This window comes from Chryseobacterium sp. CH21 (assembly GCF_004119445.1).
GTDB lineage: Bacteria > Bacteroidota > Bacteroidia > Flavobacteriales > Weeksellaceae > Chryseobacterium.
The window spans coordinates 22,314-47,841 of the sequence record NZ_QICI01000075.1; the positions used below are offsets into that span (position 1 = coordinate 22,314).

Annotated in this window: 29 protein-coding genes and 1 pseudogene; 3 read left to right on the forward strand and 27 right to left on the reverse strand. The window is 36.3% G+C overall.

Features of this window, described 5'->3' with window-relative positions; translation table 11 throughout:
- Positions 1-71 precede the first annotated feature (71 nt).
- From BOQ62_RS16650 to BOQ62_RS16665, 4 genes are all read right to left on the reverse strand, one after another.
- The gene (locus tag BOQ62_RS16650) at positions 72-1,466 is read right to left on the reverse strand and encodes a glucoamylase family protein (protein WP_129041238.1); all 1,395 of its coding nucleotides are present in this window, start codon (positions 1,464-1,466) and stop codon (positions 72-74) included.
- 70 nt (positions 1,467-1,536) lie between these two features.
- Positions 1,537-2,250, reverse strand: a complete 714-nt coding sequence (locus BOQ62_RS16655; protein ID WP_129041240.1) for a RagB/SusD family nutrient uptake outer membrane protein — start codon at positions 2,248-2,250, stop codon at positions 1,537-1,539.
- Entirely contained in the window at positions 2,235-2,960 is a 726-nt protein-coding gene (locus BOQ62_RS16660; RefSeq protein ID WP_129041242.1) for a RagB/SusD family nutrient uptake outer membrane protein, read from the reverse strand. Before BOQ62_RS16660 ends, BOQ62_RS16655 begins: the two co-directional genes overlap by 16 nt.
- 9 nt (positions 2,961-2,969) lie before the next feature.
- A complete protein-coding gene (locus tag BOQ62_RS16665; RefSeq protein WP_129041244.1) occupies positions 2,970-5,801 on the reverse strand; it encodes a SusC/RagA family TonB-linked outer membrane protein in 2,832 nt (943 codons plus the stop codon).
- Positions 5,802-6,167: 366 nt separating this feature from the next.
- On the opposite strand from BOQ62_RS16665, the gene BOQ62_RS16670 reads away from it, so the two are divergent.
- The 3 genes from BOQ62_RS16670 to BOQ62_RS16680 all read left to right on the forward strand — a co-directional run bounded on the left by BOQ62_RS16670 (position 6,168) and on the right by BOQ62_RS16680 (position 7,733).
- Entirely contained in the window at positions 6,168-6,839 is a 672-nt protein-coding gene (locus BOQ62_RS16670) for a DUF4197 family protein (protein ID WP_129041246.1), read from the forward strand.
- A 40-nt stretch (positions 6,840-6,879) separates the two neighbouring features.
- Positions 6,880-7,185: a DUF493 family protein gene (locus tag BOQ62_RS16675; protein ID WP_129041248.1), complete on the forward strand. Its 306-nt coding sequence runs from the start codon at positions 6,880-6,882 to the stop codon at positions 7,183-7,185.
- 71 nt (positions 7,186-7,256) lie between these two features.
- Complete coding sequence (locus BOQ62_RS16680) at positions 7,257-7,733, forward strand: hypothetical protein (protein ID WP_129041249.1); 477 nt, start codon at positions 7,257-7,259, stop codon at positions 7,731-7,733.
- A 48-nt stretch (positions 7,734-7,781) separates the two neighbouring features.
- On the opposite strand, the gene BOQ62_RS16685 is transcribed toward BOQ62_RS16680, so the two are convergent.
- From BOQ62_RS16685 to BOQ62_RS16790, 23 genes and pseudogenes are all read right to left on the reverse strand, one after another.
- Complete coding sequence (locus tag BOQ62_RS16685; RefSeq protein ID WP_129041251.1) at positions 7,782-8,132, reverse strand: ArsC/Spx/MgsR family protein; 351 nt, start codon at positions 8,130-8,132, stop codon at positions 7,782-7,784.
- 89 nt (positions 8,133-8,221) lie between these two features.
- On the reverse strand, positions 8,222-8,836 hold the full coding sequence (locus BOQ62_RS16690; RefSeq protein WP_002977952.1) for a deoxynucleoside kinase: 615 nt from the start codon (positions 8,834-8,836) through the stop codon (positions 8,222-8,224).
- A gap of 27 nt (positions 8,837-8,863) precedes the next feature.
- Positions 8,864-9,826, reverse strand: coding sequence for a hypothetical protein (locus BOQ62_RS16695; protein ID WP_129041252.1), 963 nt, complete (start codon positions 9,824-9,826; stop codon positions 8,864-8,866).
- Between the two features lie 160 nt (positions 9,827-9,986).
- Entirely contained in the window at positions 9,987-11,012 is a 1,026-nt protein-coding gene (locus tag BOQ62_RS16700; RefSeq protein WP_129041282.1) for a glutaminyl-peptide cyclotransferase, read from the reverse strand.
- Between the two features lie 101 nt (positions 11,013-11,113).
- Positions 11,114-12,136 (reverse strand): glutaminyl-peptide cyclotransferase, encoded by a 1,023-nt coding sequence (locus BOQ62_RS16705; protein WP_129041254.1) that lies wholly within the window; start codon positions 12,134-12,136, stop codon positions 11,114-11,116.
- Positions 12,137-12,171: 35 nt separating this feature from the next.
- Positions 12,172-12,555, reverse strand: a complete 384-nt coding sequence (locus BOQ62_RS16710; protein ID WP_129041256.1) for a VOC family protein — start codon at positions 12,553-12,555, stop codon at positions 12,172-12,174.
- Positions 12,552-13,061, reverse strand: a complete 510-nt coding sequence (locus tag BOQ62_RS16715; protein ID WP_228414243.1) for a GNAT family N-acetyltransferase — start codon at positions 13,059-13,061, stop codon at positions 12,552-12,554. The genes BOQ62_RS16710 and BOQ62_RS16715 overlap by 4 nt, the downstream gene beginning before the upstream one ends.
- Positions 13,062-13,262 (reverse strand): SRPBCC family protein, encoded by a 201-nt coding sequence (locus BOQ62_RS23925; protein ID WP_262708351.1) that lies wholly within the window; start codon positions 13,260-13,262, stop codon positions 13,062-13,064.
- Positions 13,235-13,486 carry an SRPBCC family protein gene (locus tag BOQ62_RS23930; protein WP_262708352.1) on the reverse strand — a complete coding sequence of 84 codons (252 nt, stop codon included), beginning with the start codon at positions 13,484-13,486 and terminating at the stop codon, positions 13,235-13,237. Before BOQ62_RS23930 ends, BOQ62_RS23925 begins: the two co-directional genes overlap by 28 nt.
- A gap of 177 nt (positions 13,487-13,663) precedes the next feature.
- Positions 13,664-15,277, reverse strand: coding sequence for a Na+/H+ antiporter (locus BOQ62_RS16725; protein WP_129041258.1), 1,614 nt, complete (start codon positions 15,275-15,277; stop codon positions 13,664-13,666).
- Positions 15,278-15,415: 138 nt separating this feature from the next.
- A complete protein-coding gene (locus BOQ62_RS16730; RefSeq protein WP_129041260.1) occupies positions 15,416-16,420 on the reverse strand; it encodes a bestrophin family protein in 1,005 nt (334 codons plus the stop codon).
- Positions 16,421-16,501: 81 nt separating this feature from the next.
- Complete coding sequence (locus BOQ62_RS16735) at positions 16,502-17,179, reverse strand: DUF2490 domain-containing protein (RefSeq protein WP_129041262.1); 678 nt, start codon at positions 17,177-17,179, stop codon at positions 16,502-16,504.
- A 132-nt stretch (positions 17,180-17,311) separates the two neighbouring features.
- On the reverse strand, positions 17,312-17,704 hold the full coding sequence (locus BOQ62_RS16740; protein ID WP_129041264.1) for a DUF1398 domain-containing protein: 393 nt from the start codon (positions 17,702-17,704) through the stop codon (positions 17,312-17,314).
- Positions 17,705-17,870: 166 nt separating this feature from the next.
- On the reverse strand, positions 17,871-18,320 hold the full coding sequence (locus BOQ62_RS16745) for a VOC family protein (protein WP_129041266.1): 450 nt from the start codon (positions 18,318-18,320) through the stop codon (positions 17,871-17,873).
- Between the two features lie 35 nt (positions 18,321-18,355).
- Positions 18,356-18,904, reverse strand: a complete 549-nt coding sequence (locus tag BOQ62_RS16750; RefSeq protein ID WP_228414245.1) for an SRPBCC family protein — start codon at positions 18,902-18,904, stop codon at positions 18,356-18,358.
- A 16-nt stretch (positions 18,905-18,920) separates the two neighbouring features.
- Positions 18,921-19,292, reverse strand: coding sequence for a VOC family protein (locus BOQ62_RS16755; RefSeq protein ID WP_129041268.1), 372 nt, complete (start codon positions 19,290-19,292; stop codon positions 18,921-18,923).
- Positions 19,289-19,693 (reverse strand): hypothetical protein, encoded by a 405-nt coding sequence (locus BOQ62_RS16760; protein WP_129041270.1) that lies wholly within the window; start codon positions 19,691-19,693, stop codon positions 19,289-19,291. The genes BOQ62_RS16755 and BOQ62_RS16760 overlap by 4 nt, the downstream gene beginning before the upstream one ends.
- Before the next feature lie 2 nt (positions 19,694-19,695).
- A complete protein-coding gene (locus BOQ62_RS16765) occupies positions 19,696-20,166 on the reverse strand; it encodes a hypothetical protein (protein WP_129041272.1) in 471 nt (156 codons plus the stop codon).
- Between the two features lie 12 nt (positions 20,167-20,178).
- The gene (locus tag BOQ62_RS16770) at positions 20,179-20,634 is read right to left on the reverse strand and encodes a DUF1569 domain-containing protein (RefSeq protein ID WP_129041274.1); all 456 of its coding nucleotides are present in this window, start codon (positions 20,632-20,634) and stop codon (positions 20,179-20,181) included.
- 382 nt (positions 20,635-21,016) lie between these two features.
- Positions 21,017-22,222 (reverse strand): ABC transporter permease, encoded by a 1,206-nt coding sequence (locus tag BOQ62_RS16775; RefSeq protein WP_129041276.1) that lies wholly within the window; start codon positions 22,220-22,222, stop codon positions 21,017-21,019.
- Positions 22,223-22,288: 66 nt separating this feature from the next.
- On the reverse strand, positions 22,289-23,245 hold the full coding sequence (locus tag BOQ62_RS16780) for an HlyD family secretion protein (RefSeq protein WP_129041278.1): 957 nt from the start codon (positions 23,243-23,245) through the stop codon (positions 22,289-22,291).
- 11 nt (positions 23,246-23,256) lie between these two features.
- Positions 23,257-24,675, reverse strand: coding sequence for a TolC family protein (locus BOQ62_RS16785; protein ID WP_129041280.1), 1,419 nt, complete (start codon positions 24,673-24,675; stop codon positions 23,257-23,259).
- Positions 24,676-25,309: 634 nt separating this feature from the next.
- A pseudogene (locus BOQ62_RS16790) lies at positions 25,310-25,528 on the reverse strand (hypothetical protein); the annotation flags it as partial.

Consider the following 25,528-nt stretch of genomic DNA (forward strand, 5'->3'; position numbering starts at 1 on the left):
GATGGATTTATTTTTTTATTTAAACGGACTCCCTTCGACTATGCTCAGGATTATAGCCCGTTTCTATTAAATTATTTTATTCCATATTTTGTTGACTGGAAACTTAGCTTTTTCAATCCCTGTTGAATTTCCGGAGCATTCATAAATAATTTCCAAAGGAATCCGGATCTGTAGTTTTCAATCATTGGAGCGATAGTTCCCTGATCAATAGCCAGGTATCTTGGGGTAAACCAATTGTTGTAATTGATTGAAGTGGCATCATAAGGACCTGCTGATCCTATGAATTCAGGTTTTTGAGTATAAATAAATCTCAGAAAAGCCATTGATTCTTTTGGAGTATAGGGAAAACTGCTCAATGCGGCTGTAGGCGTTATAACTCCGTTATCGTTATTACCCGGCATGTGAGCTGTATACCCCGCACTTCCGTCTTCATTTCTGGTATAACCGGCTGTCAATCCCCAATAGTTGGGTCCGTACCCTTTCCATTGTTTTGGATTTTCGACACAGTATTTGTAATCGATGAGGGTTTGATTTTTATTGATATCAAAGAAATTTTTCACAAGTTTATCGGATAAACCTGTAGGGTCAAGCCCGATATATGAATATTGTGCCCAGAAAAGCGGTCCGCCATATTCTTCGGCATAATTGTGTTTTACATACAGGGGTAACCCATATTTTGTTTTGTCTGTAAGGTAGGTTCCGTTTCTCGTCCAGCCTTTGTAATATGTTTCTGCATCAATGGAATAGGTAGGTGAAGATGCTGCCAGAATATAAGTGATGAGACATTCATTATATCCTTCCAAAGGAAAGTTCATTTCCCATTGATATTCTGGTGACCAGTGCCAGTAAAGTACTTTCTGACCTCCTTTGGTATACCAGTTCCACTGAATTCCTTTCCATAGCTCATCGCATTTTGCTGCGAGGGCTTTTTCTTCTGCAGTTCCGTTTTTAAAGTACTCACGAACCATCAGAATTCCTGAAGTAAGGAAAGCGGTTTCCACAAGATCGCCGCCATTGTCTTTTTTGCCAAAAGGAACTGTTTTTCCGGTTTCTCCATTGATCCAATGGGACCAGGCACCTTTGTGACGGTCTGCCTTTGCAAGAAAATCCATGATATGAGTAAGTCTTTTTACAGCTTCTTTTCTTGGAACAAATCCTCTTTCTACTCCTACAAGTATGGTAGCCAGTCCAAATCCTGAACCTCCTGTAGTGATTACGTGTTTGTCATTATCCGGATAGATATTATCTTCATGATAACGCTCTCTTCCCAGCATTGAATTCGGTTCAGCGTAGTCCCAAAAGTATTTAAGGGCATCTTTCTGTACTCTGTCCATCAGTTGTTCATCTGTGATGTTACTTTTTACCGCTTCAATTTTTCCTGCTTCCTGTTGGGCTATAGGAGCATTTTTACAGGAATAGACAAAGAATAAAGAGGTGACAGCTATTGATAATATGTTCCTTTTCATGAGATCTCTTGTTATAGGTTTCTAAAGAAGAGGAGAATTTTCATTCTCCTCTAATGTTTATGATTTATTTTTAATAGCCAGGGTTTTGAACGAAAAGTCCGTTACTCTGGTTCATAGCGTCCAAAGGAATCGGGAAAACTTCATTCTTTCCTGTTTTAAATCCTTTAGGTCCTAAATAAGTAGCAGCCTGACCTGTTCTTACTAAATCCGGGAATCTATCCATTTCCATAGCTAGTTCCACTCTTCTTTCCTGCCAGATTGCAGTTCTAAGAGCACCCTGACTTGAAGCGGTAGTGTTACCAAGCTGAGCTCTGTTTCTTACTTTATTAATGCTCGTAGTGGCAGCAGCAGTATTTCCTAATTCATTAGCCGCTTCAGCATTGATTAAAAGAATATCCGCAAATCTTAAAATTCTTATATTCTGGATAGAACCATAGCCACATGCATTATTATTTAAAGAAGTTGGCACATACACTTTCTGGTTCCACATATTTCCTGCCTGAGGGTCTCCTTTTTTAATTAAATCTCCTTCAAGTGTTGTTTCTCCTTCTCTAAGAATGCTTAATTCTTTTCTGATATCTCCCGGTTCAAATGCATTTTCTAACTCCTGAGTAGGCGTAAAGAATCCCCATCCAAACTGATTTCTTACCCCCTGAACTTCTGCATACTGGCTTCCACCAAATGCTGCAGAACAATCACAGTTTACTTCAAAAACAGATTCTGATCCAAATTCTCCAGCTGGTCTGAACAAATGGTTAAAATCCGGATCTAATGAATATCCCATACCAATAACCTGGTTAGAAGTATCATAAGCTTTTGGTAATCTTTCATATAAAGATATACTTTTGAAAGCAATCCTAAAGCTCCTCCTTTTGTTACTCTTCCACGGTCTGCTGCAGAATAAGTCTGAGGCAGTACTTCAGAAGCAGCAATAAGATCCGAAACGATAAAGTTATAAACTTCTGCTGTAGAATTTCTAGGTTTCAGATAGTTGCCATCTGCAGGTAATCCATCAAAGATGGGAACTCCTCCATAGATTCTTACCAGATTGAAATAGAAGTAAGCTCTCAGCATTCTGGCTTCAGCTACCAATCTATTTTTAAGCGTAGCATCCATATTTATTTTCGGAACATTGGTAATCACCTGGTTGGCTCTGTTTACAGCCTGCCATTGTCCGATCCAATATCCTCTTACTCCTTCATCACTTACTGTATAGGTAAAATTGTCATACGCATTAATAAAAGAGGCATCCCCAGGATTAGATCCCTTTTCTACATCATCACCAGGAACCCCAAATACATATTGTGCAGGAAAACCTGAATTTTCCCAGCTTCTTAAAAAGCTATATATGGCACTTGTTGCCTGCATGGCATCTTCCTGCGTTGTAAAAAAAGCAGCAGCATCAGTTCGTCCTTCATCTTTAATATCCACAAAATCGTTATTACAACTTACCATTAGTGAAACCAAAGAGATTGTTAAAAATATTTTTTTCATGATTTTTAATTAAAATGTTAAGTTCATACCGAATGTATAAATGGCAGAGATTGGGTAAATATTATTATCAATTCCCATTTGTACTCTATCTGTATTTGTAATCTCTGGAGAGAAACCATGATATTTAAAACTTGTCCATGGATTCTGTGCACTCACATATAATCTCAATTTTGTGATTGAAAGAGCTTTTGCAAATGTTTTTGGCAAGTTATACCCAATTTGAACATTTCTTAGTCTGATATAGCTACCATCTTCTACATAGAAACTATTTGGTAAAATGATGGATTGGTTAGTGGTAATCATTGCATTGGTATTAGAAGTACCTGCTCCATGCCATCTGTTATTATACATATCCAAATCCCAGGTTTCGTTTCCAAAACGCTGTTCACGGTTATAGTTGTATATTTTGTTACCAAATACCCCTTGGAAATCAACCGCAATATCAAAATCATATACATTAAAATTAACTCCAAAACCATAAGTTCCTTTAGGAATTGGGCTTCCTAAGAATGTTTTATCTCTTGAATCAATTGTGCCGTTACCATCCTGATCTGCGAATTTGAACCATCCCGCTTTTGCTCCAGGCTGTCCTGAAGCTGCTGCTTCCGCATCTGTCTGGAAAACACCTGCAACCTGATAACCATAGTAAGAACCTACTGGCTGACCACTCTGCAATCTAACAATAGAGTTTCCAAATAAACTGGCTCCTGTTTCTAAATAAGATCCACCATACACTGATGTGATTTCATTTTTAAGGGAAGTAAAGTTTCCATATATTCCAAAAGTAACATTTTCACTAAGTTTAGTATTATAATTAACTGAAACTTCAAAACCTCTATTGTTAAAAGAGTATGCATTAGTGTAAAAACTATTCCAGTTGCTTGCACCGGATACTGTTCCCTGTACTATACTATAGACTACATCTTTAGAGTCTTTATCATAATAAGCGGCATCAATTTTAAGTTTATTATTAAGCAACGCCATTTCCAACCCTACATCTTTACCTGTTGTAGTTTCCCAGCCAATATTGGGATTAATAAATTCTGTAATAGTCTGGGCCGGGTAACCTGTATTACCAAAATATGCACCACCTCCTATAATAGTTGTATTCGAATTAAACTTTCTCAATACAGTCGGGTTTCCAAGCTCACCATAGCTGGCTCTTAATTTTAATAAATTGAATACATTCTGTTCACTCATAAAGTCTTCTTTAGAAATTACCCAACCTGCACTAATTGCCGGAAAGGTTTTAGATCTATCAACACTAATTTGTGAACTTGCATCTCTACGTATGGATGCGTTTACTAAATATTTTCCTTTATAATCATAGTTAATTCTTCCAAAGAAAGATTCAATTCTTTGCTGATCCTGGAAAACTCCAGAAACAACAGCGTCATCTCTATCTACACCTTCTACATGAACAAGGTCTGTTCCGTTGGCAATATTTAAAGAACCATTAGTTCCGTCATAGTTTACATTTCTTGCAGACCAATAATCTTGTGATAAGGTAGTTCTCGTTCTTGAAAAACCAGCAAGTATATCAAAATTATGATTACCAAATTTCTTCTTCCAGTTGATGGTATTATCCCAAACATAATTACTATTTCTAAAATTCCTTGTAATCAAAGTAGATTTCACTTGATTAGCAGGTGGAACATAGCCCATTGTTGGTGTATATTCATATTGGCTAGGATTATAACGATCACTAGAATAGCTGATTCTGAATGTAAAATCCTTCAGGAATTTTAATTCTCCCCAGATGTTATTCAATAGTCTTTCCTGTCTTACCTGAGAACGATATAAATCCAGCTTCGCTCTTGGGTTAGGTATAGAATACCCATTGAAAAACTGATAATCCCCTGTAGCAGGATTCATTACAGAAAATATAGGAGGAGCATTATATGCATCTAATAAAGGATTCTGTGCTACATCAGTACGCATTTTTGAGAAACTGAAGTTATCTCCAATGGTAATGTTATCTGTGATTTTGTAGCTAAGGTTTAATTTTGTATTAAATCTGTTAAAACCACTTCCGGAGTTAATTCCATGGCCTGCAGCAAGGTTACCTTCGTCTTGAAGATATCCCACACTACCATAATAATTAAGTTTTCCTATACTTCCTGTTGCCGAAAAATCATTAGAATTAATGATACTTGTACGGAAAATCTCATTATACCAGTTGGTATCTGCAGGAAAATTGGATCTGGAAATAAAATCTGAAGGTTGTGGATTAGGAACATCATTTTTTATCTTTTCATTATATAATTCTACATACTGATCAGAATTAACCATTTTAGGAATATTGGTCACCTTTTTAATTCCTAAATATGAATTTACACTAAAAACAGGCTTTCCTTTTCCAGTCTTTGTCTTGATGATAACAGCTCCATTGGCTGCCTGAGCTCCAAAAATGGCCAAACTCGATGGATCTTTCAGTACGCTCATAGATTCAATATCCTGAGGATTAAGGAAGGAAATATCATCTGTAATCATTCCATCAACAATAAATACAGTTTTACCCGTAAGGGAACCAACTCCTCTGATGTCTACTCTCGGGGACCCACCAGGAGTACCTGTATTGGTAATATTTACCCCTGCCAGCCTACCCTGTATAGAACTTATTGGGTTGGCATTTGGTTTGTCGGCAAGATCTTTTGCAGAAACCATTCCGATACTTCCGGTCACGTTTTCTTTTTTCTGAGCTCCATATCCAATCAGAACTACTTCTTCGATCTTCTGCTCTTTGGCAGTAGTATCTTTTCTAGCAGTCTGTGCATTGACATTCATACCGAAGTACAGAACAGCAATCAGGCATGAATACTTTAAATTACTTTGTTTCATATAGTTTCAATTTTATTCAAATAAATTCAATCTTTTTTTTTTCCCTAAATAGTAGAGTTATTTAAAATCTCAAAAAAAGACATTAGCCAAAAATATAAAAAATATTGAACAATGTTAAATTATCTTAAACATTTAAATATTCACCTGTTTTATTGTATTTAAACTGACAAATATTTAAATATTATAAATTTATACTCAAAATAATTATCAATTAACCCATATTTCATTAATGTTAAATTAACATTTCAACCTCAAAAATTCACCAAATCCGACCTTCAATTTAATATTTTGTTAAATAGAGAATAGTAATTACCTTTGGTGCAGTTTTTGAGAAAAGGATTTAGACAATAATCAATAAAAAGATCAATGAAAAAATATATCATTGCAGCCGCTCTTATGATCGGGACCGGTGCTGTCATTACCACCAGTGTACAATCATGTACAACATTGGCCACATCGGACATGGGGCTTTCTATTATAAAAAGAATTCTGCTTAATGGTATTGATAAGGGGATGGGAATCTATGGAAACAAAGAAGCCTTCCTTCAGAATAATATGGTAGATAAAGCTCTTCCAAAGGAGTTGAGAGATATTAACTCTATGCTGGAGAAGGTAGCTCCGTCATTGGTCGCCAAAGAAAGAGATTATATTGCACAGGCAGCAGCTTATACGGTAAATACCTCGAAACCGATTTTAGAAGGTGCTGTAAACAGTCTGAATGCTCAGGATGTAACGAGAATCATGCAGGGAACTACGGCTACACAGGTTCTGAAAGAAAAAACATCCCAACAGCTTATTGCAGCTATTGCACCTAAAGTAGACGAAAAACTGAATGAATATGGAATTGTAAAAACAATCAACACCGCATTATCAGGAAGTAACTTTTTGGGAAGTCTTTTAGGAGGAAACAAAAATACAGTTAATTCCGGTGGATTGAGCCAGCTTGCTTCAGAACAACTGGTAAACGGACTGTTCAATATCATTGAAGATTACGAGCATCAGAACTCCAAAGCCCTTCTTGGACCATTTGGAAAATAGGAAAAATTTCGTTATATTTATATTATATTAATAATTGGAGATGGATATATTACAAGGAAATCAACACGCAAATCCTGAGGATTTTTACGAGTCTTTGAAGGACAAACTGGAGGATCATCATGATTTTCCGGAGGATTATTTATTTAAATTTATTATTCCTACAGACCAGTCAAAACTTACTGAAATTTACAAAGTTTTTGATGGGATTAAATTTACACTGGGAAACCGAGAAAGTAAAAATGGAAAATACACAGCCTGCAACATCAATGCATTTGTTTTAGATGCCAATCAGGTTGTCAATATTTATAAAGAAGTAGCAAAAATAGAAGGCGTTATTCTATTGTAAAAGCAAAAGCCGTTTCATCATAGCGATGAAGCGGTTTTTTATGATCCAAAAAAAACATAAACCAAAGCACAATGAACATCCAACTGATCTTATTGAATGTTATTTTAACGGCAACCACCGCAACGAGCTGTATGCATAAAAATAATAGTGACAATACAACCAATATCACCAATGCAGTTCAAAAGCAAAAGATTGAACAAATTCAATTAACAGAAATGACAAGAGGGTTCAGAAAAAGTATTATCTACACCCCATCTTCAAAGACAACAAACACCAATGAAGAGGTTGCTAATGCTAAGATATCTCCTTCTGAATGGAATACGGTTTCCAAGCTGGCCGGAACTATTGATCTATCCAAAATAGCAGATCTTCCATCTCCTACTACAGGCCGACACTCTGATCGTGCATTGGCAAGCAATCTTATAATCACTTCCAATGGTACTGAGTATACTTCTGCAACTTTTGACTCCGGTAATCCTCCTAAGGAACTGGAAGCATTATACAATGCAATAATTGGATCTGATAAGACAAAAGATAAAACGCAATAAAAATAAAAAGAACGCTCTGCAGAGCGTTCTTTTTTATAATATATATCTTTACTTTTCAATAAAGAATTTCACATTTTCAATGGGCCTTCCCAACATGGCTACTGAACCTTTTACTAAAATAGGTCTTTGTATCAGGGATGGATTTTCAGACAAAATCTTGAGCCATTCTTCTTCCGAGTAATTTTTATCTGCATAATTTTCAAGATACAGCTTATCTGTTTTACGGATGATATGAAAAACAGTTTGGTTCAATTTTTTCAGCACTGTTCTTAGTTCAAGAATGCTTAATGGATCTTCAACGATATTAATGATCTCAAAAGGCACTCCGTTTTCGTCAAGATACTCTAATACCGCATTTGACTTTGAACAGTTTCCGTTATGTAACACTTTAACTACCATGATCTATTATTCAAAAAAAGTTAAACTTGCTTTCAACAAATTTAAAAAGAATTACCCTGAGTATGTCTTAATATTCTGATAAAAATATGTTAAAACAATCCGTGAAGTTCAGCTTCAATTTTCTCCAGAATAAATCCGAAATCTTCCGGTTTTTCAACGAAATCAAGATCATCCACCTCCACAATCAGAAGTTTTCCTTCCGTATAATTGGAAATCCATTTTTCGTATTTCTGATTCAGTTTTGAAAGGTATTCAATACTGATAGACGCTTCATACTCACGCCCTCTTTTATAGATTTTTTTAACCAGATTGGGAACATCTGATTTCAAATAGATCAGCAGATCCGGAGCAGAAACAAAAGATTTCATCAAATCAAATACTGATGAATAGTTATTGAAGTCCCTGTCCGAAAGAAGATTCATATCATTTAAGTTTTCTGCAAAAATATGAGCATCTTCATAAATGGTACGATCCTGAATAATATTTTTACCACTTTCTCTGATTTCCTTTACCTGACGGAATCTGCTACCCAGGAAATACACCTGAAGTGCAAAACTCCACTTGCTCATATCTGAATAAAAATCCTCCAGATAAGGGTTATGATCTACGTCTTCAAATTGTGCATCCCATCCGTAATGCTTGGAAAGCATCGTTGTCAAAGTTGTTTTTCCGGCTCCGATGTTTCCTGTAACTGCAATATGCATAATATTCTTTTTCCTTGTATTTACTGATTAATTGATAAGTTTTTCTAAGCCGTCAGTCTGAACTTCGGAAACCTCTTCGATCAATTTCTGTAATGTATTGTCTGAAGGTTTCTCCGCTGTTGTCTCTTTGGGGTTTTCTTCAGTTTTTTCTACGGGTTTTTCTGTAGACTGCTGTAGAGATTCCGGCTGAGCTTCAAGCTGTTTTTGCTGTTTGGCTTTCTTTACTTTTTCAAGGCTGTAAAGATAGAGTTTGTTGCCCTTGATTTCAAAATAAGAGAGGATATTTTTATCCACAATTTGCGCATCCTGATCTTCAAAAATAGTCGCCATTCCCTTTTCAGGAATATATTGTGAAATGAAATTATTAGCCACCACAAGAATGGCATCATTCTCTCTTCTAAACCGTTTTCCGTTCTCCAAAGGGGCTTCAAACAGTTTTTCAAATTTCAGGCTGTAAATTCTGATATGTTTTCTTGTTAAAATATAGACCTTATTTTCATAGACCAGCATATCCATCAGATCTTCAAAACTGATATCAAAAGGATATGAATTGATGGTCGTATCATTTCTGAAATTATACTGTATCAAACGTTTTGTGCTGTCATCCAGAAGCCAGAGCTGCTGCAGATCTTCGGCATATGCCATTCTGATGAAACCAAATTTTTGTTTAAAATCAAGTTTTTGAATTTCATTCATATTCTGATCTACAAACTTCATTTCCTGAGCATTTTCAGAGAACAAAGGTACGTTCAGAGGGTTTTGTACGGATTGTACTTTATAAGGAACAGTAAGCATCATTTTCCCGATCTGTTTTCCCAAGGAATCGTATTTGGTAAAACTAAAATCCTTGTTTTTATAGATATACAGACTTCCATAATCATCGGCAAGCATATCCTTAGCTTCCTTGAGCTTCAAGGTATCTAAGGGTAGTATATTCTGCGCCGAAGCTGTACAGAAAATGAGAAAAAATAGTATGTTTAAAAACTTCACTCTGCTTTTTTATTGGGGTCAAGATACTGAAAAATAATTTCATCCAAAAGAGGATTAAATTCAGTAAAATCTTCTTTGATAGTAATCAAAATCGAGACCATCCTGTTGTTGAAAAAAGAACTTTTCTCCCCAATTTTAACCTTGAGAAGTATAATTCAATTTATTGAAAAGAAACTTCATAAATTTTCGGCCAGTTTTTTCCTGTTACGAGCATATTTTCACCTTTAAATGCAATTCCATTCAAAACATGTTCACTGTCGCCACGGCTATTCTCCTTTGTAAGCTGGGTAAAATCAAACTTCCCTACTACATCTCCGGTTTTGGGATTAATTTTCAGGATAACAGGTTTATGCCATACATTTGCATAGATAAAACCATTGTGGTATTCCAGCTCATTAAGCTGATCATAAATATTTTTGCTTCCGGCCACACAGACAGTCTTCACAACTGTTGAGGGATTATTGACATCCAGAAAATAAAGATTTTTAGAACCGTCTGTAGCAATCAGATTTTTACCATCATAAGTAAGTCCCCATCCTTCTCCGATGATATTGGGCAAGGGAAATTCGGATATTTTCTTTAACGTGTTTTTATCGTAAATAAAACCGATTTTATTCCGATAAGTCAGCTGATATACTTTATCTCCAACGATGGTACAACCTTCAGAGAAAATCTCAGCAGGCTGCCTGGCAACGATTTTAGGAGCGGATGATCCTAAAGTATATTTTATCAATTGCGAGGCATTTTCCATCCCATCACTTTCATATATAGTATTTCCTTCCATTACAAAGCCCTCAATAAAGTTTTTTGGATCGTGGGGATAATCAGCAACTATTTTATAAGGAATATCCTTTTCCGTAATTTTTGAGAATACATTGATGGTTGCATCCTGATTCAGGACTTCGCCGCCTTTTGTTTTGATGATAAAGATGACCTTGTTATCTCCCAGAGTGAAAAATTTAGGATCAATGGTTAAATCTTTAGTTTCTTTATCTCCAAGGCTGACTGCTATGCTTTCTGTATTTTCTGTAATTTCTTTCGGCAATTCAATTTTATCTCCGAAATGATAACCTTTCTTTTCTTTTGAATTGTTGTAATCTGCCAAAGAATCGAGCATTTTTTCATTGTTGCTGCAAGAAGCAAGTAAAAGAAATGCAGCAAAACCAATGTTGATATTTCGCTTAATAAAGTTGTTAATCATGGATCAAAAATACTAAATTTTAGTCCTTAAAACGAAAATAGCGCTCCCAAAGGAACGCTATTTATATATTTTATTAATAAATCAGATTACTTGATCTGAACTTCATAAATTTTCGGCCAGTTTTTACCTGTTACAAGCATATTATCTCCTTTGAAAGCAATTCCGTTCAGTACATCATCACTTCCTTTGGTATTCTGTTTTGCTATTTCTGTGAAATCAAAAGTTCCGACAACTTCTCCGTTGGCTGGATTGATCTTTAAAATGATCGGTTTTTGCCATACGTTGGCATAAATAAATCCGTTGTGGAATTCAAGTTCATTTAATTGATCATATGCCTGGGAACTTCCTGCCACTGCAATATATTTGATCAGTTTTGAAGGGTTATTTACATCAAGGAAATACAAAAGTTTACTCCCATCAGAAGCGATTAAGCTTTTTCCGTCATAGGTTAATCCCCAACCTTCTCCCAATACGTTAGGGTAAGGGAATTCTGACAAAAGTTTTAAAGAACTTTTATCATAGATATACCCTTTTTTGCTTTGCCATGTCAGCTGATACACTTTATCTCCAACGATGGTACTTCCTTCAGAAAAGTCTTCCTGAGCCTGTTTGGTAGAGGCTAGCGGGGTGGTTGTTCCAAGGGTGTATTTTAAAATCTGAGAAGATCCGTTCTGCCCGTCACTTTCATAGATGGTATTTCCTTCGATCTGGAATCCCTGTACAAAGTTTTTTGGATCATGCGGATATTCTGCTACAATCTGGTAAGCAAGATTTTTTTCAGGATTTTTTGCAAACACATTGATGGTAGCATCCTGGTTTAGGACTTCACCTCCTTTTGTTTTGATGTTGAATGTAACAGCATTATCTCCCAAAGTAAAAAATTGGGGATCAATTGTTAAGTTCGTTGTTTCTTTATCTCCAAAGCTGATGGTTACGCTTTCTGCATTTTCCGTTACCTCTTTCGGAAGCTCAAGCTTATCTCCGAAATGGTATCCCTTTGCCTCCATTGAAGTATTATAAGTGTTTAATGTATTAAGAATCTCTTTATCCTTATTACAAGACGCCAATAATAAAATCGCTGCGAAACCTACTATTATACTTTTTTTCATTGAATTTCTAAATATTTCTCCAAAAATAGCAAATTTTATTCCGTATTGCCAATATTATCTATGGGTTCACCAAATTGTAATATGTAACCGTTGTTATCATAGATGGCAAATTCTCTCATTCCCCATTCAAAAGTTTCTATTTCATAGCAGACCTTGGCTTTTGTTTTAAGGTCTTCCCAAAGGTCATCCACTTTATTTACATTGAAATAAAACGAACCGGAAAACCCAATAGAAGCATTGTTTTCATGTTCATTAGGCTGAGAAAGCATAATGTATACTTCATCTTTTCGAAGGGAAGCCCATTGCCAGTCATCATTTCTGCCCATGAGGGTAAACCCAAGAATATTCATGTAAAATGCGATGGTTTCATCCAGATTTTCTGTCCAGAAAATAGGCCGAAGTGTGGTAAATTGTGTCATGATTCCTGTAATTCAAAAGTGTTTCTATGGATTTTCATATTGAGTGAAACCCATGTTTCCTGATCAATCTTTGCTTCGCTTTTAACATGTGGATCTAGAGTGAACCCTACTTTCTTGTAGCATTCAATGGCTCCGGTATTCCAGTCGTAAACGTTCAGTTCAGCAGTTTCTTTATCAAAGTGATTGAAACCGTATTTCAGAAGTTCCTGCATTACTTTTTTACCATATCCTTTTCCTCTGTTGTTTTCATCCCAAATCAGAATTCTTCCCAACAGGAATGTTTTTTCTTTAAGAAAAATCTGAGCATGGCCAATTGTACTTCCAGCTTCATCTTTAATTTTAAATAAGGTTCTTTTTTCATCAGACAAATCGATTTCCAGTTGCTCTTCTGTAAGAGGGAAACGGTATACTGGTCCAGCGAACTGAAGCAGCATTCTTTCGTCTTTTATCTTTGAAATAAGCTGTGGAGCATCTTCTGCTGTAAAAGGCTGTAATGTAATCATCATTTACTTTTCTAAATATTCTTTTAAACTTTGCCCTACAATTGTTTTCCAGCCTTCACTAAAATTTTCTCTTGAAAAGCCTTCTCCTAAATCTTCGAAGTTGTCAATATCTTCATGGGTTAGCTTTACTAAAGTCTGTCCGTCTTCCGGTTGTAATTCCCAAGTCACAATAGTTTTCAGTGCTGAAAATCCGGATAAGACCATGTGTGTTTCAATTTCTGATTCGGGATTATTTCTAAAATCTCACCTTGATGATGGTATTTATTGGCGCCTCCGGGTTCATAGAAATTAAATTTTTTCCCTGTTTCCAATACAAAATCCTGGATATCAAAATACCAGGATTTCATTTCATTTTTATCGGTTAATGCTTTCCAGATTTTTTCAGCCGGAGCATTTATGGTATACTGAACAATGATGGGTGTACTCATATTATGGGTTTAATATGTTTAAATGTACACATTTTGTTCTTACTATTTAACCACAAAAGTCACAAAAATTTTTATCTGCTAAATTATTTAAGTTTAAGTTTCTACTCGTGAGAAGTACATTTAAGCCTTGAAAATTTCAGGATTTTCATTTTGTGAACTTTTATGGTTTATTTTTTATTACCCATGTGAAAAACCGGTGATCTTGGCTTCATCAAAATCCAGCTGCATTTCAATGGTTCTCATGACGTGATCATCAAATATTTTTTCTCTTTTCATTCTGTGCAGTTCATTCCTCTGTGCCTGAATGATCTGTCGCAAGACATCTTTATTTTCATTGATTGCCGAAACATAATCTCCTGTGGAAGCCATACATTGGGCTTTGTCTGCCATCAGCATCATTTCATTTTCCAGTTTATGCTTTTGATGACGTACCAGGCTGTTGGTTACGGCTAATTCAGAAAAGTCATTATCCAGTTTATGCAAAGCTGTTTCCTTCAGTTTTCGCATAAGGATTACTTCCTGTTTTTCTTCCGGCAATTCACTTCCGGCATCCTGAATATTCAGTAATTTTAGAATCGGGCTCAGCAATAAGCCTTGTCCCACCAAAGTAATCAATATGATAACGAAAGTGACAAATAAAATAATATTTCTGTGCGGAAATGCTTCTCCGTTAGGTAAAAAAGCAGGAATCGACAAAGCCGCAGCCAAAGAAACTACTCCTCTCATTGCTGCAAAACTGATGATAAACGGCTCCTTCCAATCGGGTTTGGGAACTTTTAATCTTAAATCTTTAGAGCAGACTCTTGGGAAGTACATCAATGCGTAACTGTACAGAATTCTTGTTCCGATAATGGCACCGCCAATCACAACACTGTAGAAAATTCCTTCTGAAATGGTGTATTCTTTCATTCCTTCTACTACGATAGGAAGTTCAAGACCAATCAGGATAAAAATGATGGTATTCATCAGGAATATGAGAACACTCCACACATTTCCGGACTGTATCCTTGAAGTATGGCTCAGATAGCAATGTGAATTGTATGACATCAGCAAACCTCCGGCCACTACTGCCAATACTCCTGAAAAATGGAAATGCTCTGCTCCCACATACATAATATAAGGTACAATAAGCGTGATAATGGTATCTATATTGGAATTGGTAGGAATAATCCTAAGCAATGCCCCAAACAGAAAACCAACAGCAACACCCACGGCAATTCCTCCAATGGCCATGGTAAAGAAATCCTGAACGGCATCTCTCCATATAAACTGCCCTGAAATAACTGCTGCAAGGGCAAATTTAAAGACAATCAAACTGGATGCATCATTGATAAGGCTCTCCCCTTCCAGAATACTGGTAATCTTTTTAGGAATTTTCATATGCTTCAGAACAGAAGTAGCCGCCACCGCATCCGGCGGAGAGTTTACTCCTCCCAACAAAAATCCCATGGCTACAGTAAGCCCCGGAATAATGGAAGATGAAAGATAAGCTACCACTATTGACGTTAAAAACACCAATCCGAAAGCCATTGAAAAAATCTGCTTTCTCCATTTATGAAAGTCCTGCCATGAAGTAAACCATGCGGCTTCAAACAAAATAGGCGGCAGGAAAATAAGAAAAACAAGATCCGGTTCTATTTCAATACGCGGCATTCCCGGTATAAAGCTTATCAGTAGTCCTGCTATCACAAGAAAAATAGGGTATGCTACTTTTAGTTTCTGGCCGACCATTACCAATATCATCACAGACAGCAGTACTGCAATGGATATTATAACATAGCTGTGAATCATTTTAAGTAAGTTTTTTAAGTGTTATTTTTTATTTCCGGATAATCATTTTATTACTATCCAAACTTTTCCAAACCTTATAGGTTTTAAAAACCTATAAGGTTTAATCTACATTCTAATTTCAAGTACTAATTAACTGAATTAAAGCACAATATTATTCTTCGGAGTAATAGCTGGCGGAAGATCAGATTCATCCAGCATATCTCTCATATCAATTTCTATGGTTCGGCTGATCTGAGTGATAGGAACATCATTAGGGCTTCCTTCAAATGGATTTACAGAGGCTTCACCTACACTGTCTAAGGTATGGAAGCACCATGTTACCAATAAAGAAAATGGAATATTAAACCATAATGTCCAGCCTTCTACGATGGTTCCGTCTCCTAATTTATCCAGTTCTTTCAATAATCCGAAAGGCACAAAAACAATGAATAAAAGTAAAAGATAAGTGGTGATGGAAGAGAAATTCCTTGGATACGGAAAGTTTTTAATTCTTTCAGCTTTTCCCTGATCGTCTGTAAACTTCACCAATTGCTGGTTGATCTGCGTCCATTGAAAATCATTGAGTTCTCCTTTTTCATAGGCATCTGACAAAGCTTTGCTCTGTTTGGCCATCAGTTGTGTCGCTCTGTTCTTTTTACTTAAAATATACTGTAGTTCAGATTCAGAGAGGTATTTTTTCAATTCTTCATCCAGTTTGGAAAGTCTCTCCGGAATGTCATATTTTTTAGCATATTCATCATATTGCTCTGTCCCCATGTTTTCCCATGCTCTTGGCTCACGAAGCTGAAATCTCAACGCTGTAAGCCATGCATAATGACGCAGGAACATTTCTTTTACTTTACCCGGATCTTTAGAAAGCAGTGCATCTCTAAGAATATATCCAAAGCTACGGCTGTCATTGATAATGGCTCCATAGATCTGTCTGGCTTCCCAGAGTCTGCTGTAGCTGGCATTATTTTTAAACCCAACAATAAAGGCTACTGCTGTTCCCATGATAGCGATCGGCTGCCAGGGAACGGAGAGAAATTTCCAGCCAAAAAAGTACAAGGTTGTAGGAATAGCTGCTAATACAAGCAAAGCATAAATACTCCGTCTGGTCCACATAATGAACTCGCGGGCTCCAAATCTTTTTCCTGAATGCATAGGTGTTTATTTTTTGTGGTGTTTATTATTTTAAATTTTTCAAATAATGGTTTTCCTCAGGGCATTCAGCAGCGGTTCTGATCAGTTTTTAGTAAATGGAATATTGTTATAAAAACCGATTTGAATCTGTCCTCTGTTTCTGTTCTCCTGAATCTGATTCATATACCCAGCTTCAATCCTCATATTTTTATTAATGACATATCCTAAGGCTCCATACACTCTGTTCCTGTCGAAAACCGGACTGTTGAAGTGCAGAAAAATCTCATTATATACTGAAGCATAAAGGGTTTTCGGCAGCATTTCCTTTTGAGTAATCGGAATATTGACTCCCAGCATATACCGGAATCTCATTCTAAAATCATCCTGAAGAAAACGTTCTTCCAAGCGGTAACGGTGCTGAAGATAAAAACGTCCAAATCTCTGCTTGGTAATATACTGCTGAAAAATTCTATGTTCTATATTTTCTTTTTTCTCACCGTTTACATAAGGCTGGCTCAGAATGAAACCATATCCCAATAAAACATTGTTGTTATTTTCGGTAAGATCATACCCGATTCCTGTACGGATCAGCAATTGTTCCAGATCTCCAACAGCATCAAAATTACGGTACTGAATTTCATTATGCCAGTTCAGTTTCTTGCTGATCTTATTGTTTCCAAAATACATATACCATGCTCCCAGATCGTTTTTCTGAGCAAATGTCAAAATGGATCCCAAACTTAATACTGTGAATGCCAACTTCGTAAAAACCTTTCTCATGCTTGTTAATTACTATTATCTATCGTTTTTAACAAAATTAATATTTTAAATCAATAATAGCAAACAATATTTTTTCACATGATAGAAAGAGATCCGGATGAAATATCTTCCACCCGGTTTTTCTTTAAAAGATTATCCTGGAACCTGTTCTGCAAGTACGTCTGTTTCATTTTGATCAAAATAGGTACAAGTCATCATATGAAGAACCATTGTCCAGCCTTTGATTCCGTTTTCTGCACAGTCTTTACAGAAAGTCATATAATCTGTTCCTCCCTGTTGGTGAAGTTTTAGTCTTGCTTTAAAATGGTCAAGGTTTAAAGTATCGGAAACGGTAAGGGTATCATATTTTCTTCCTGTTTGAACAGATTGGTTTTCGTTATTAAAATACTCAGTATTTCCGTCTGAAACATAGGCTTTGTAATGAGAAACTCCAAGCGTTTTTATAGCCTGAATGTATTGAGGAAAATCGGCTCCGCTTTTTACTTTCTGATGCTCCGCCTTAATGTTTTCAATTGTAAATTTCATTTTTTATGTTTTTTATGTTTAAAGAATACTCCTTTTATGAATGATGAGTGATTTTCTCTTTCATCAAATTTAAAAAAATTTTGGGATGCAAATATATACCAAATAAAAAACCGGCAACATCATTGCCGGTAAGTTTTAACTATATTTCGAATACAAAATATTTATTTTATGGATGCTGCTGCATTTTAGCAGGATCATCATAGTTTACCATCCAGTTGATTCCGAATTTATCTGAAAACATTCCAAAATAAGCTCCCCAGAAAGTATCTGCCATTGGCATTGTCACCTGTCCTCCCGCAGAAAGACCTCCGAATAATTTATCTGCTTCTTCTTTAGATTCTGCGTTTACAGAAATAGAGAAGTTATTTCCAGCTTTGAAATTGGAAGACCACTCACCTCCTGTATCGCTTCCCATCAAGATTGTTTCTTTAGAAATTGGAAGTGAAACGTGCATGATCTTATTTTTGTCTTCTTCAGAAGTTTCTTTTCCTTCCATTTGAGGCATTTCTCCAAATGTACCGATGTAAGGATATTCTCCTCCGAAAACGGATTTATAGAAGTCGAATGCTTCTTTGCAATTTCCGTTGAATGTCAGGTATACGTTTACTGTTGCCATAATTGTCTTGTTTTTTTAAGTTTAGTTTGTATTTTTTATTGAGGTTTTTCAGATAAAGTTTTCAATCTTAAAAGCCCTTTCTGATAATCTTTTCCTATAGCATCCTCCATATTCATAAACAGCTTCATCAGGGTAAACGGATAAGGAATCTGGGAAGTAAATCCCCATGTTGCCTTGCTTCCATTTCCTTCCGGAACAACTGTTACATAAGCATTTGCCTCACTTTCATATGGAGTAAGAAATTTAAGTTCCGTATCTACTCTTTTACCTGCTTCATCTACTTTTTTCAATTCCTGACAACCTTTTCCTGCATTTTCATTTTTACTGTCCCAACAAACTTTTTCTCCGGGCTGCCCCGTTGTACCTGTCCAGTCCTTTTTCATGTTAGGATCAAGATCGTTCCAAGGACTCCACTGATCCATTGCTTTGAGGGAATTGGTATTTTGCCATACTTTATCTACCGGTGCATTGATAGAAATCGTTTTTTCATATTTGCAGTCTCCTGAAATAAAGGCTGCCACTACTAACAAAATGATTAGTAATGCGGCTAAAAATAGCATAATTCTTTTAAATGTTCTCATCATGAATGTATTTTAATTGTTATCTGTGCTGATCTATAAGAATCATATTTCCATCGGGATCTTTCAGGTAAATATGTTCGGGACCTGAAGTGGTTTCATCGGCTTCTTTTCCGATTTCTATTCCGCTTTCTTTTAATTTTCTCTGAATTTCACGCACATCATCAAAGGATTCAAGATTCTGTGCATTTTCGTCCCATCCAGGATTGAAAGTAAGCATATTTCCATCAAACATTGCCTGAAAAAGGCCTATCAATGTAGAACCATTTTTCATGATCAGATAGTTACTTTCTGCAGTTCCTGCCATTGTTATAAACCCAAGTTTCTCATAAAAGTCTCTGGATTTCTGAAGATCTTTTACACTTAGACTGATTGAAAAAGCGCCTAATTTCATATTTTTTTTGTTTTTAAAGCAAGTTTATGTCCTACGAAAACCAGTCCCCAAACAAGGATTCCCAAAATCCAGAACCAGATTGGAGAAGGAAGAGTTGCCATCATATAAATGGTCATCAGTAAAAAAATGATTCCACAGATTACGGCTGCGGTATATTTTCCGTTATTTGAAATTTTTGAAGCTGTAAATCCGGAAACAACCGCTGCTAAAGCATACGCCAGAATGATAAAAAACAAAGCCATAAAAGGAGCTTCACTCACGTAGACTTTCAGTGCCTCCATATCTCCGGCACCGGCTTCCGCGGGAGGTGGATACAGATAATGCCCAATTTTTTCTACAACGGTGATACAGAGAGAGCCTGCAATAAGCCCTACCAACACAGCTAAAATTCTTCTCAGCATATTTATTGGTTTTTTAAATGGGTCTTCAGATCGATGGTTCCGTCATAGCTTTTCCAGTCACCAATAAACTCAATATACTGTCCTTCTATTTTCTCTGTTTTCCTGTTCCATTTGAAATTATAAACAAACTTTCCTTTGAAAAGGCCGGAATGTTTTCCTTTATTCTCTTCTGCCAGTTCATATTCTCCAAATACGGTTCCCTGCTTCTTGGAATCTTTGTATTTTGAAATGGTAATCTTCCCTTCGAATTTTGCATAGTTGGTATCTACGAGAGAATATCCTGACACAAAATACTCCTGATCATTTTTCTTATTCTGTTCGGAAATATTGATCTTCAGTTTCAGTTCCTGCCCTTTGTTTCCAATAGTTCCTATATAAGGTTTGCTATTGTTCAGCCAGGTATTGGAGATATCCGGCATCTGCCCCAATGCAAAATTGGCCACAAGAATGAGGAATAATAAAAGTTTTTTCATAGTGTGTGATTTTTAAACGCCAAATTGTGCCAGATGGTGGTTCAGATGTTTAGCAAACAGATTGTTCCACTCCTGGGAATTCAGTTTTCCGAAAGAAAAAGATTCTTTACCATCGAACGCTTCTGCTCCCAACTGTTGGGTCTTCTGAATAAAACCGATCAGTCTTGTTTTTTCTTCGTGAAAATTCTTTCTCGTAGTGATCAAAAACTGTGGAGCAGTAGGGGAATCTCTTGGATAGGCTTTTTCTCCCACTACTTTTGGTTTTACGAAAGTTTTTAATATAAATTTTGCAATAGCTCCCGGCTTTTTGTGCTTTTCCGGTTCGTAGATCATTTCATAGGTGATAGAACAGTGTGCCAGCATCTGATCCACTGTCATTTTCCCCCACAAACCATGGGTATCTTCTACCAGTCTGTTGATTCTATCAATATAGTTTTGAGCATCTTTTGCATCAAATACATTTTCCATATAATTTCTATTTTACTATGGACAAATATATCAGTTTTTTTGTTTGATTTTATCGTTGGTGGAAAAAATTGAAGGGTGTGGGTGCGAGGTTCGAGTTGCGAGTTGCTGGTTGATAGTTTGTGATTAAGTGTAGGAATACAGGTTGAGGGTTTTATGTGGGACTTTGGGGTGTGAAAATGTGGAGTTTGGTTGATACAGGTTGTTTTGTTTTTTGAATTATTTCTTGATGTTATTATTTTGAATGGCTTCATGTAAATACTAATAACCAGTATCCAATCAACCAGAAACCAGAAACAGTTTAGCTAGCAAGAAAAAACCAGCAACCAGCAACCAACAACCAGCAACAAATTAACCAACAACCAGCAACTAGAAACAAAAAAAACTACTCAACCTCCTCAGAAATATTCTCAACCTCAATTTCCTGTGGTGTTGACTTTTTGAAAATAAACCAAAGCTTGATCTTCAAAGCAATCCAGCCTATAATGGCATATATTACCAAAAGGATACTTAGGTGTTTCAGATAAGGGAAAGTAAGCTCCACCGAGCCTTTTTGAATCAATAAGATTTTAAACGCCTGTAAAAAGGGAGTTAACGGGATAATATTCGCGATAAACTGAACGAAAGCAGGCATTGCACTCAAAGGCCATGTAAAACCACTTATGATGAAGGCCGGGGATGCAATAACCATCAGGATTTGTGTAGCCTTCAAAGCATCCGGAATCAGAATACTGATGAATACGCCCAAAAATGAAGCTGATCCTACAAAAACTGCCGTCAGAAGAATAAAATTGAGTATTCCTTCGGGCATTGGAACCCTGAAAATCATATGCATAAAGTAGTAAATACCTACAATAAGAATAGAAAACACCCAGATTGGGATTACTTTTATCAGCATGGTTGGGAAAGCCCATCTTTTCATTTTCAGGTATTCTTTCACAAAGGATCCTCTTTCAAATTCAGCTGCAAAACTTACTGCCATTGCCAGCAGAATTACCTGTTGTAATACCACAGCCAGCATTGCAGGCCACATGAAGATCAGGTAGTTTCCGGTCGTATTGAAAAGGGTAATATAATTGGCTTTGAAAGGTTCATATTGTGTAGCAGCCTTTGCAGCGGGCATTCCTGCTTTTTGAAGTGCTTTAATAGAAGCTCCTGCTGAGAATGTTCCTATGGTAAGCTGAAGTGCTTTGGAGGCGAAATTGGCCGTTAAAACATTTCCTGTATTGATATAAACATTGAGTTCAGGGTATTTTTTCTGAAGCATATCTCCTTCAAATCTTGATGGAATAATCACCACAGCGGCCGCTTCATGTCTGATCACCTCATCTTTGATGCTGAGAGGTTCCTGTAGGTATCTGATAATTTTGATGCTTTTATTATCATCCAGCATTTCCGTCAATTGGTTAGATAAAGGTGTATTGTCTCTATCTACTACCAAAACGGGTGTATTTTCAACTTTTCCGCTTTTGTAGACAAATCCCAGCAAGGTTGCATAAAAAACCGGTGCCAAAAAGAACACCGTTCTTAAGGTAGAATTGCCAATAAAAAGTTTGAACTCTCGTTTCAAAAGACGGAAAAATTCTTTCATCTGTAGATTTTTATGGGTTGAAGAACAAAATGAAACTCAATACAAGCTCCATCCCTTCCTTTCAATTTATTTCAGGATTACATTGGCGTTGACTAAAATACTTTTAGCCTTGTTCATGTCTTTGGGTTTTACTTTGATCTCGTAGATCGCATCCTGCAACTGATAATCTGGATAAGCTGTCGTGATATCTGCATATTTTGTAAGCTGTTTGATATACACGATATTTCCTGTCAGGTTTTCTTTGTTATACACTACCTGCATGGTCACCTCCTGCCCTTTTTTGTATTTTGAAATGGCACTTTCCGGGATGGTAAATCTGAAATACGTACTTTCCGGAATATAACCGTTGAACAAAGCAAAACCAGCAGTTGCTAATTCACCTGTGTTTAAGCTGATGGTCTCAATTTCCATGTCATTGGTGGCAATGATATACCTTTCGGAATAGGCTACATTAGCTTCCTGTAAAGCTCCTTTGGCTTGTGAAGCCTGCCCTGCCGCCATTTCTATTTTTTCGACACGGGTTCCTCTGTTTACGTCATCCAACTCTGCCACTACAGCATCATATTGAGCTTTTGCACCTTGCAGTTTCGCATAAATTTCGTCATGAGCCTGCGGAGACATTAAGCTGTCGCGGAACATATTGTTGGCTCTTTTGTAAGATTTCTGGGCAAATTCATATTGTACCTTCAACCCTTTATACTTGGCCTGAAGCTGTCTCAACTGATCCGCTGTTGCTCCGTTTTTAGCCATCTGTTCCTGAGCTGAAGCGGCATTTACCGCTCCTTGGGCCTGCGCTATCTTTGCAGAAACTTCCGGAACATCAAGCTGTGCTAATGTATCTCCTTTCTTCACAGTCTGACCTTCGGAAACATATATTTTTACAATCCTTCCGGTAACTTTAGGGGCAAAAGAGATCACATCCTTTTTAGTTTTTCCTTCAGGTTCTTTGATTTTTTCATTTTTTTTGTCACAGCTCCCCAACAAAAACAGAGCAGCGAAGAGTATAGATATATTTTTATACATCATTTAAATTTTTAAGGGATTAAATAAAATTTGGTGATATCCAGCTCCTGGGTAGACCTCATCAGTTCTATTCCCGCTCTTCTCTGGTTGAAAATGGCATTCTGATATTCCAGTTCTGAAGCTTCAAGATCGTTTTCTGCATCAATAAGCTGTGAAGATTTACTCATTCCGTATCTGAATTCTTTTTCTGCCTGTACCAATGCATTTTTTGCCAATTCTTTTTCTTTGGCTTTTAAGGTAATCTGTGCAGAAGCAATATCATAATTGGTTTGATTATTGGCCAGATTCAATGTCAGTTTTTTCAGGGCATCTTCTTTCTGATTTTGTAAAACTTCTTTCCCTACTTTGGCGGTTTCCTCGGCATGTTTCCCTTCTTTACCGTCAAATATTTCCCATTTAAAACCAACTCCTGCTGTAATCAATGGAAATACGTTGATATTATTGGGTCTCCAGTCGAGTTTTTTTCCTTCATATCCAAGTATTGGCACTGCGGGAATTACATTCTCCGAAGATTTTATTCTGTTCCCGTACAAACCGATATAATAAGCCGAAGCCATCAGCTGAACTTTAGGAATCATCCATGTTCTTTCAGCTTTTATTTTATAATCTGCAGCACTGATTCCATGTTCCAGAGCGCGGATTTCAGCTCTTTGTTCTATTCCTTTTTCTGCAGCCAGCAATTCTACAGGAGATAGTACCGGATCAATCATTCTAAGCCTTTCTCTTTGAATTCCGGTTAAAATATAAAGCTGGGTAAGAAGCAGTTCCTTTTTCCCTTCATATTCTACCATTTTGGCATCTAAAGTCGCCTGAGCCAGTTCTATTTTCTTATGGTCGTAAGGAGTTATCAAACCATAGCCAAGTGCTTTATCAGCTGTTTTTCTGTTGATATCCAGTCTTTTTTTACTTTCATCCAGAACCTTTTTAGACTGATGAATGAGAGCTAGCTGATCATATGCTTTAGAAATAGTGGCAATGACTTCATCTTTTGTTTTCTCCAGAAGGATATCTTCAGATTTTTTCTTTTCTTCCACCGCTTTTTTCATGTACTTGACCTTTCCTCCTGAATACAGAAGCATTTTGGCATCAGCCTTGGCAATACCTGAAAAACCTGATACGTTGAAATTATTATTGAAAGCTCCTTCCGGAATATTGATAAAGGGAGCGAGATTGAATTCTGGTGACGTCAGTCTTGCTGTTCCGTTGAGATAACCAGCTTTACCACTTAATTCCAAAGTTGGAAGAAAGATGTCTTTGAGTTTATGTTCGTCAAGATCGGTAAGTTTGTTTTGGGTAATCTGTATTTTGAGGTTCGAGTCCCGAACCATAGCACTATCCAGAAGTTCTTTAAAATCCGGCGCAGACTGTGCCCAGCCAAAAGCAGGGAAAGCAAAAAAACTAAACGTAAAAATCAATAAATTGTTTTTCATGGTTTATGTTTATAACAAATATAATGCAAAAAAAGGTAAAATACTTAAAGATAATTCTACAACATGGTGAATTTAAATTAAGTTTAAAATATGTTTAAGTTTAAATCCTTATAAAATACAATTTTGCCCGAAGTGTTTAAATGTCAATTAAAACTTAAAAAAATTGAAAAAATATTTAACTCTACTTTTTTTTTGCCATGTTTTTGCTGTGTTTTTCTAAGGGAACAAAGGAGTAAACAATATTTGATCTGAAAAACCATCTCTATATTTTTATTCTGAATTTTGGAGGTTTGATTCCTGCGGAATGACAAACTGGGTGGATGGCTATTAGAAGAAAAACGCTATGATCGCAAAGGGATTATGAATAGGATTTAAAACGGTCGCAAAGGCGTTACACTCAGCAAAGGGATTCAAGTAATATTTATATCAACTATCCATTATTCAATAGGAGCGGACTTTAGCCCGTTTAATAAAAACAAAATTTCCAACGGCTTTAGCATAAATTTAATTCTGATTATGAATTTTGCAAGTTGGATTCCTGCGGAATGACAAACTGTGTGGATGGGCTATTAGAAGAAAAACGCTATGATCACAAAGGGATTATGAATAGGATTTAAAACGGTCGCAAAGATTTCTATGTTAATACACAAGAGAAATTTGAATTTTTTATTGACACAAATTCTTCTTTTTGTAAAAATGGCTGTTTTCTATTGATGACAGCCATTATTCTGTGTACTAATTTATTTCTTACCGCATTCAGGACACTCATTTTATTTTTTCCTTCACTTACTTTTCTTAGGAAATAAGTTTTTAATTCCTTATCTGATCTTATACTTGCCATTGCTGACATATG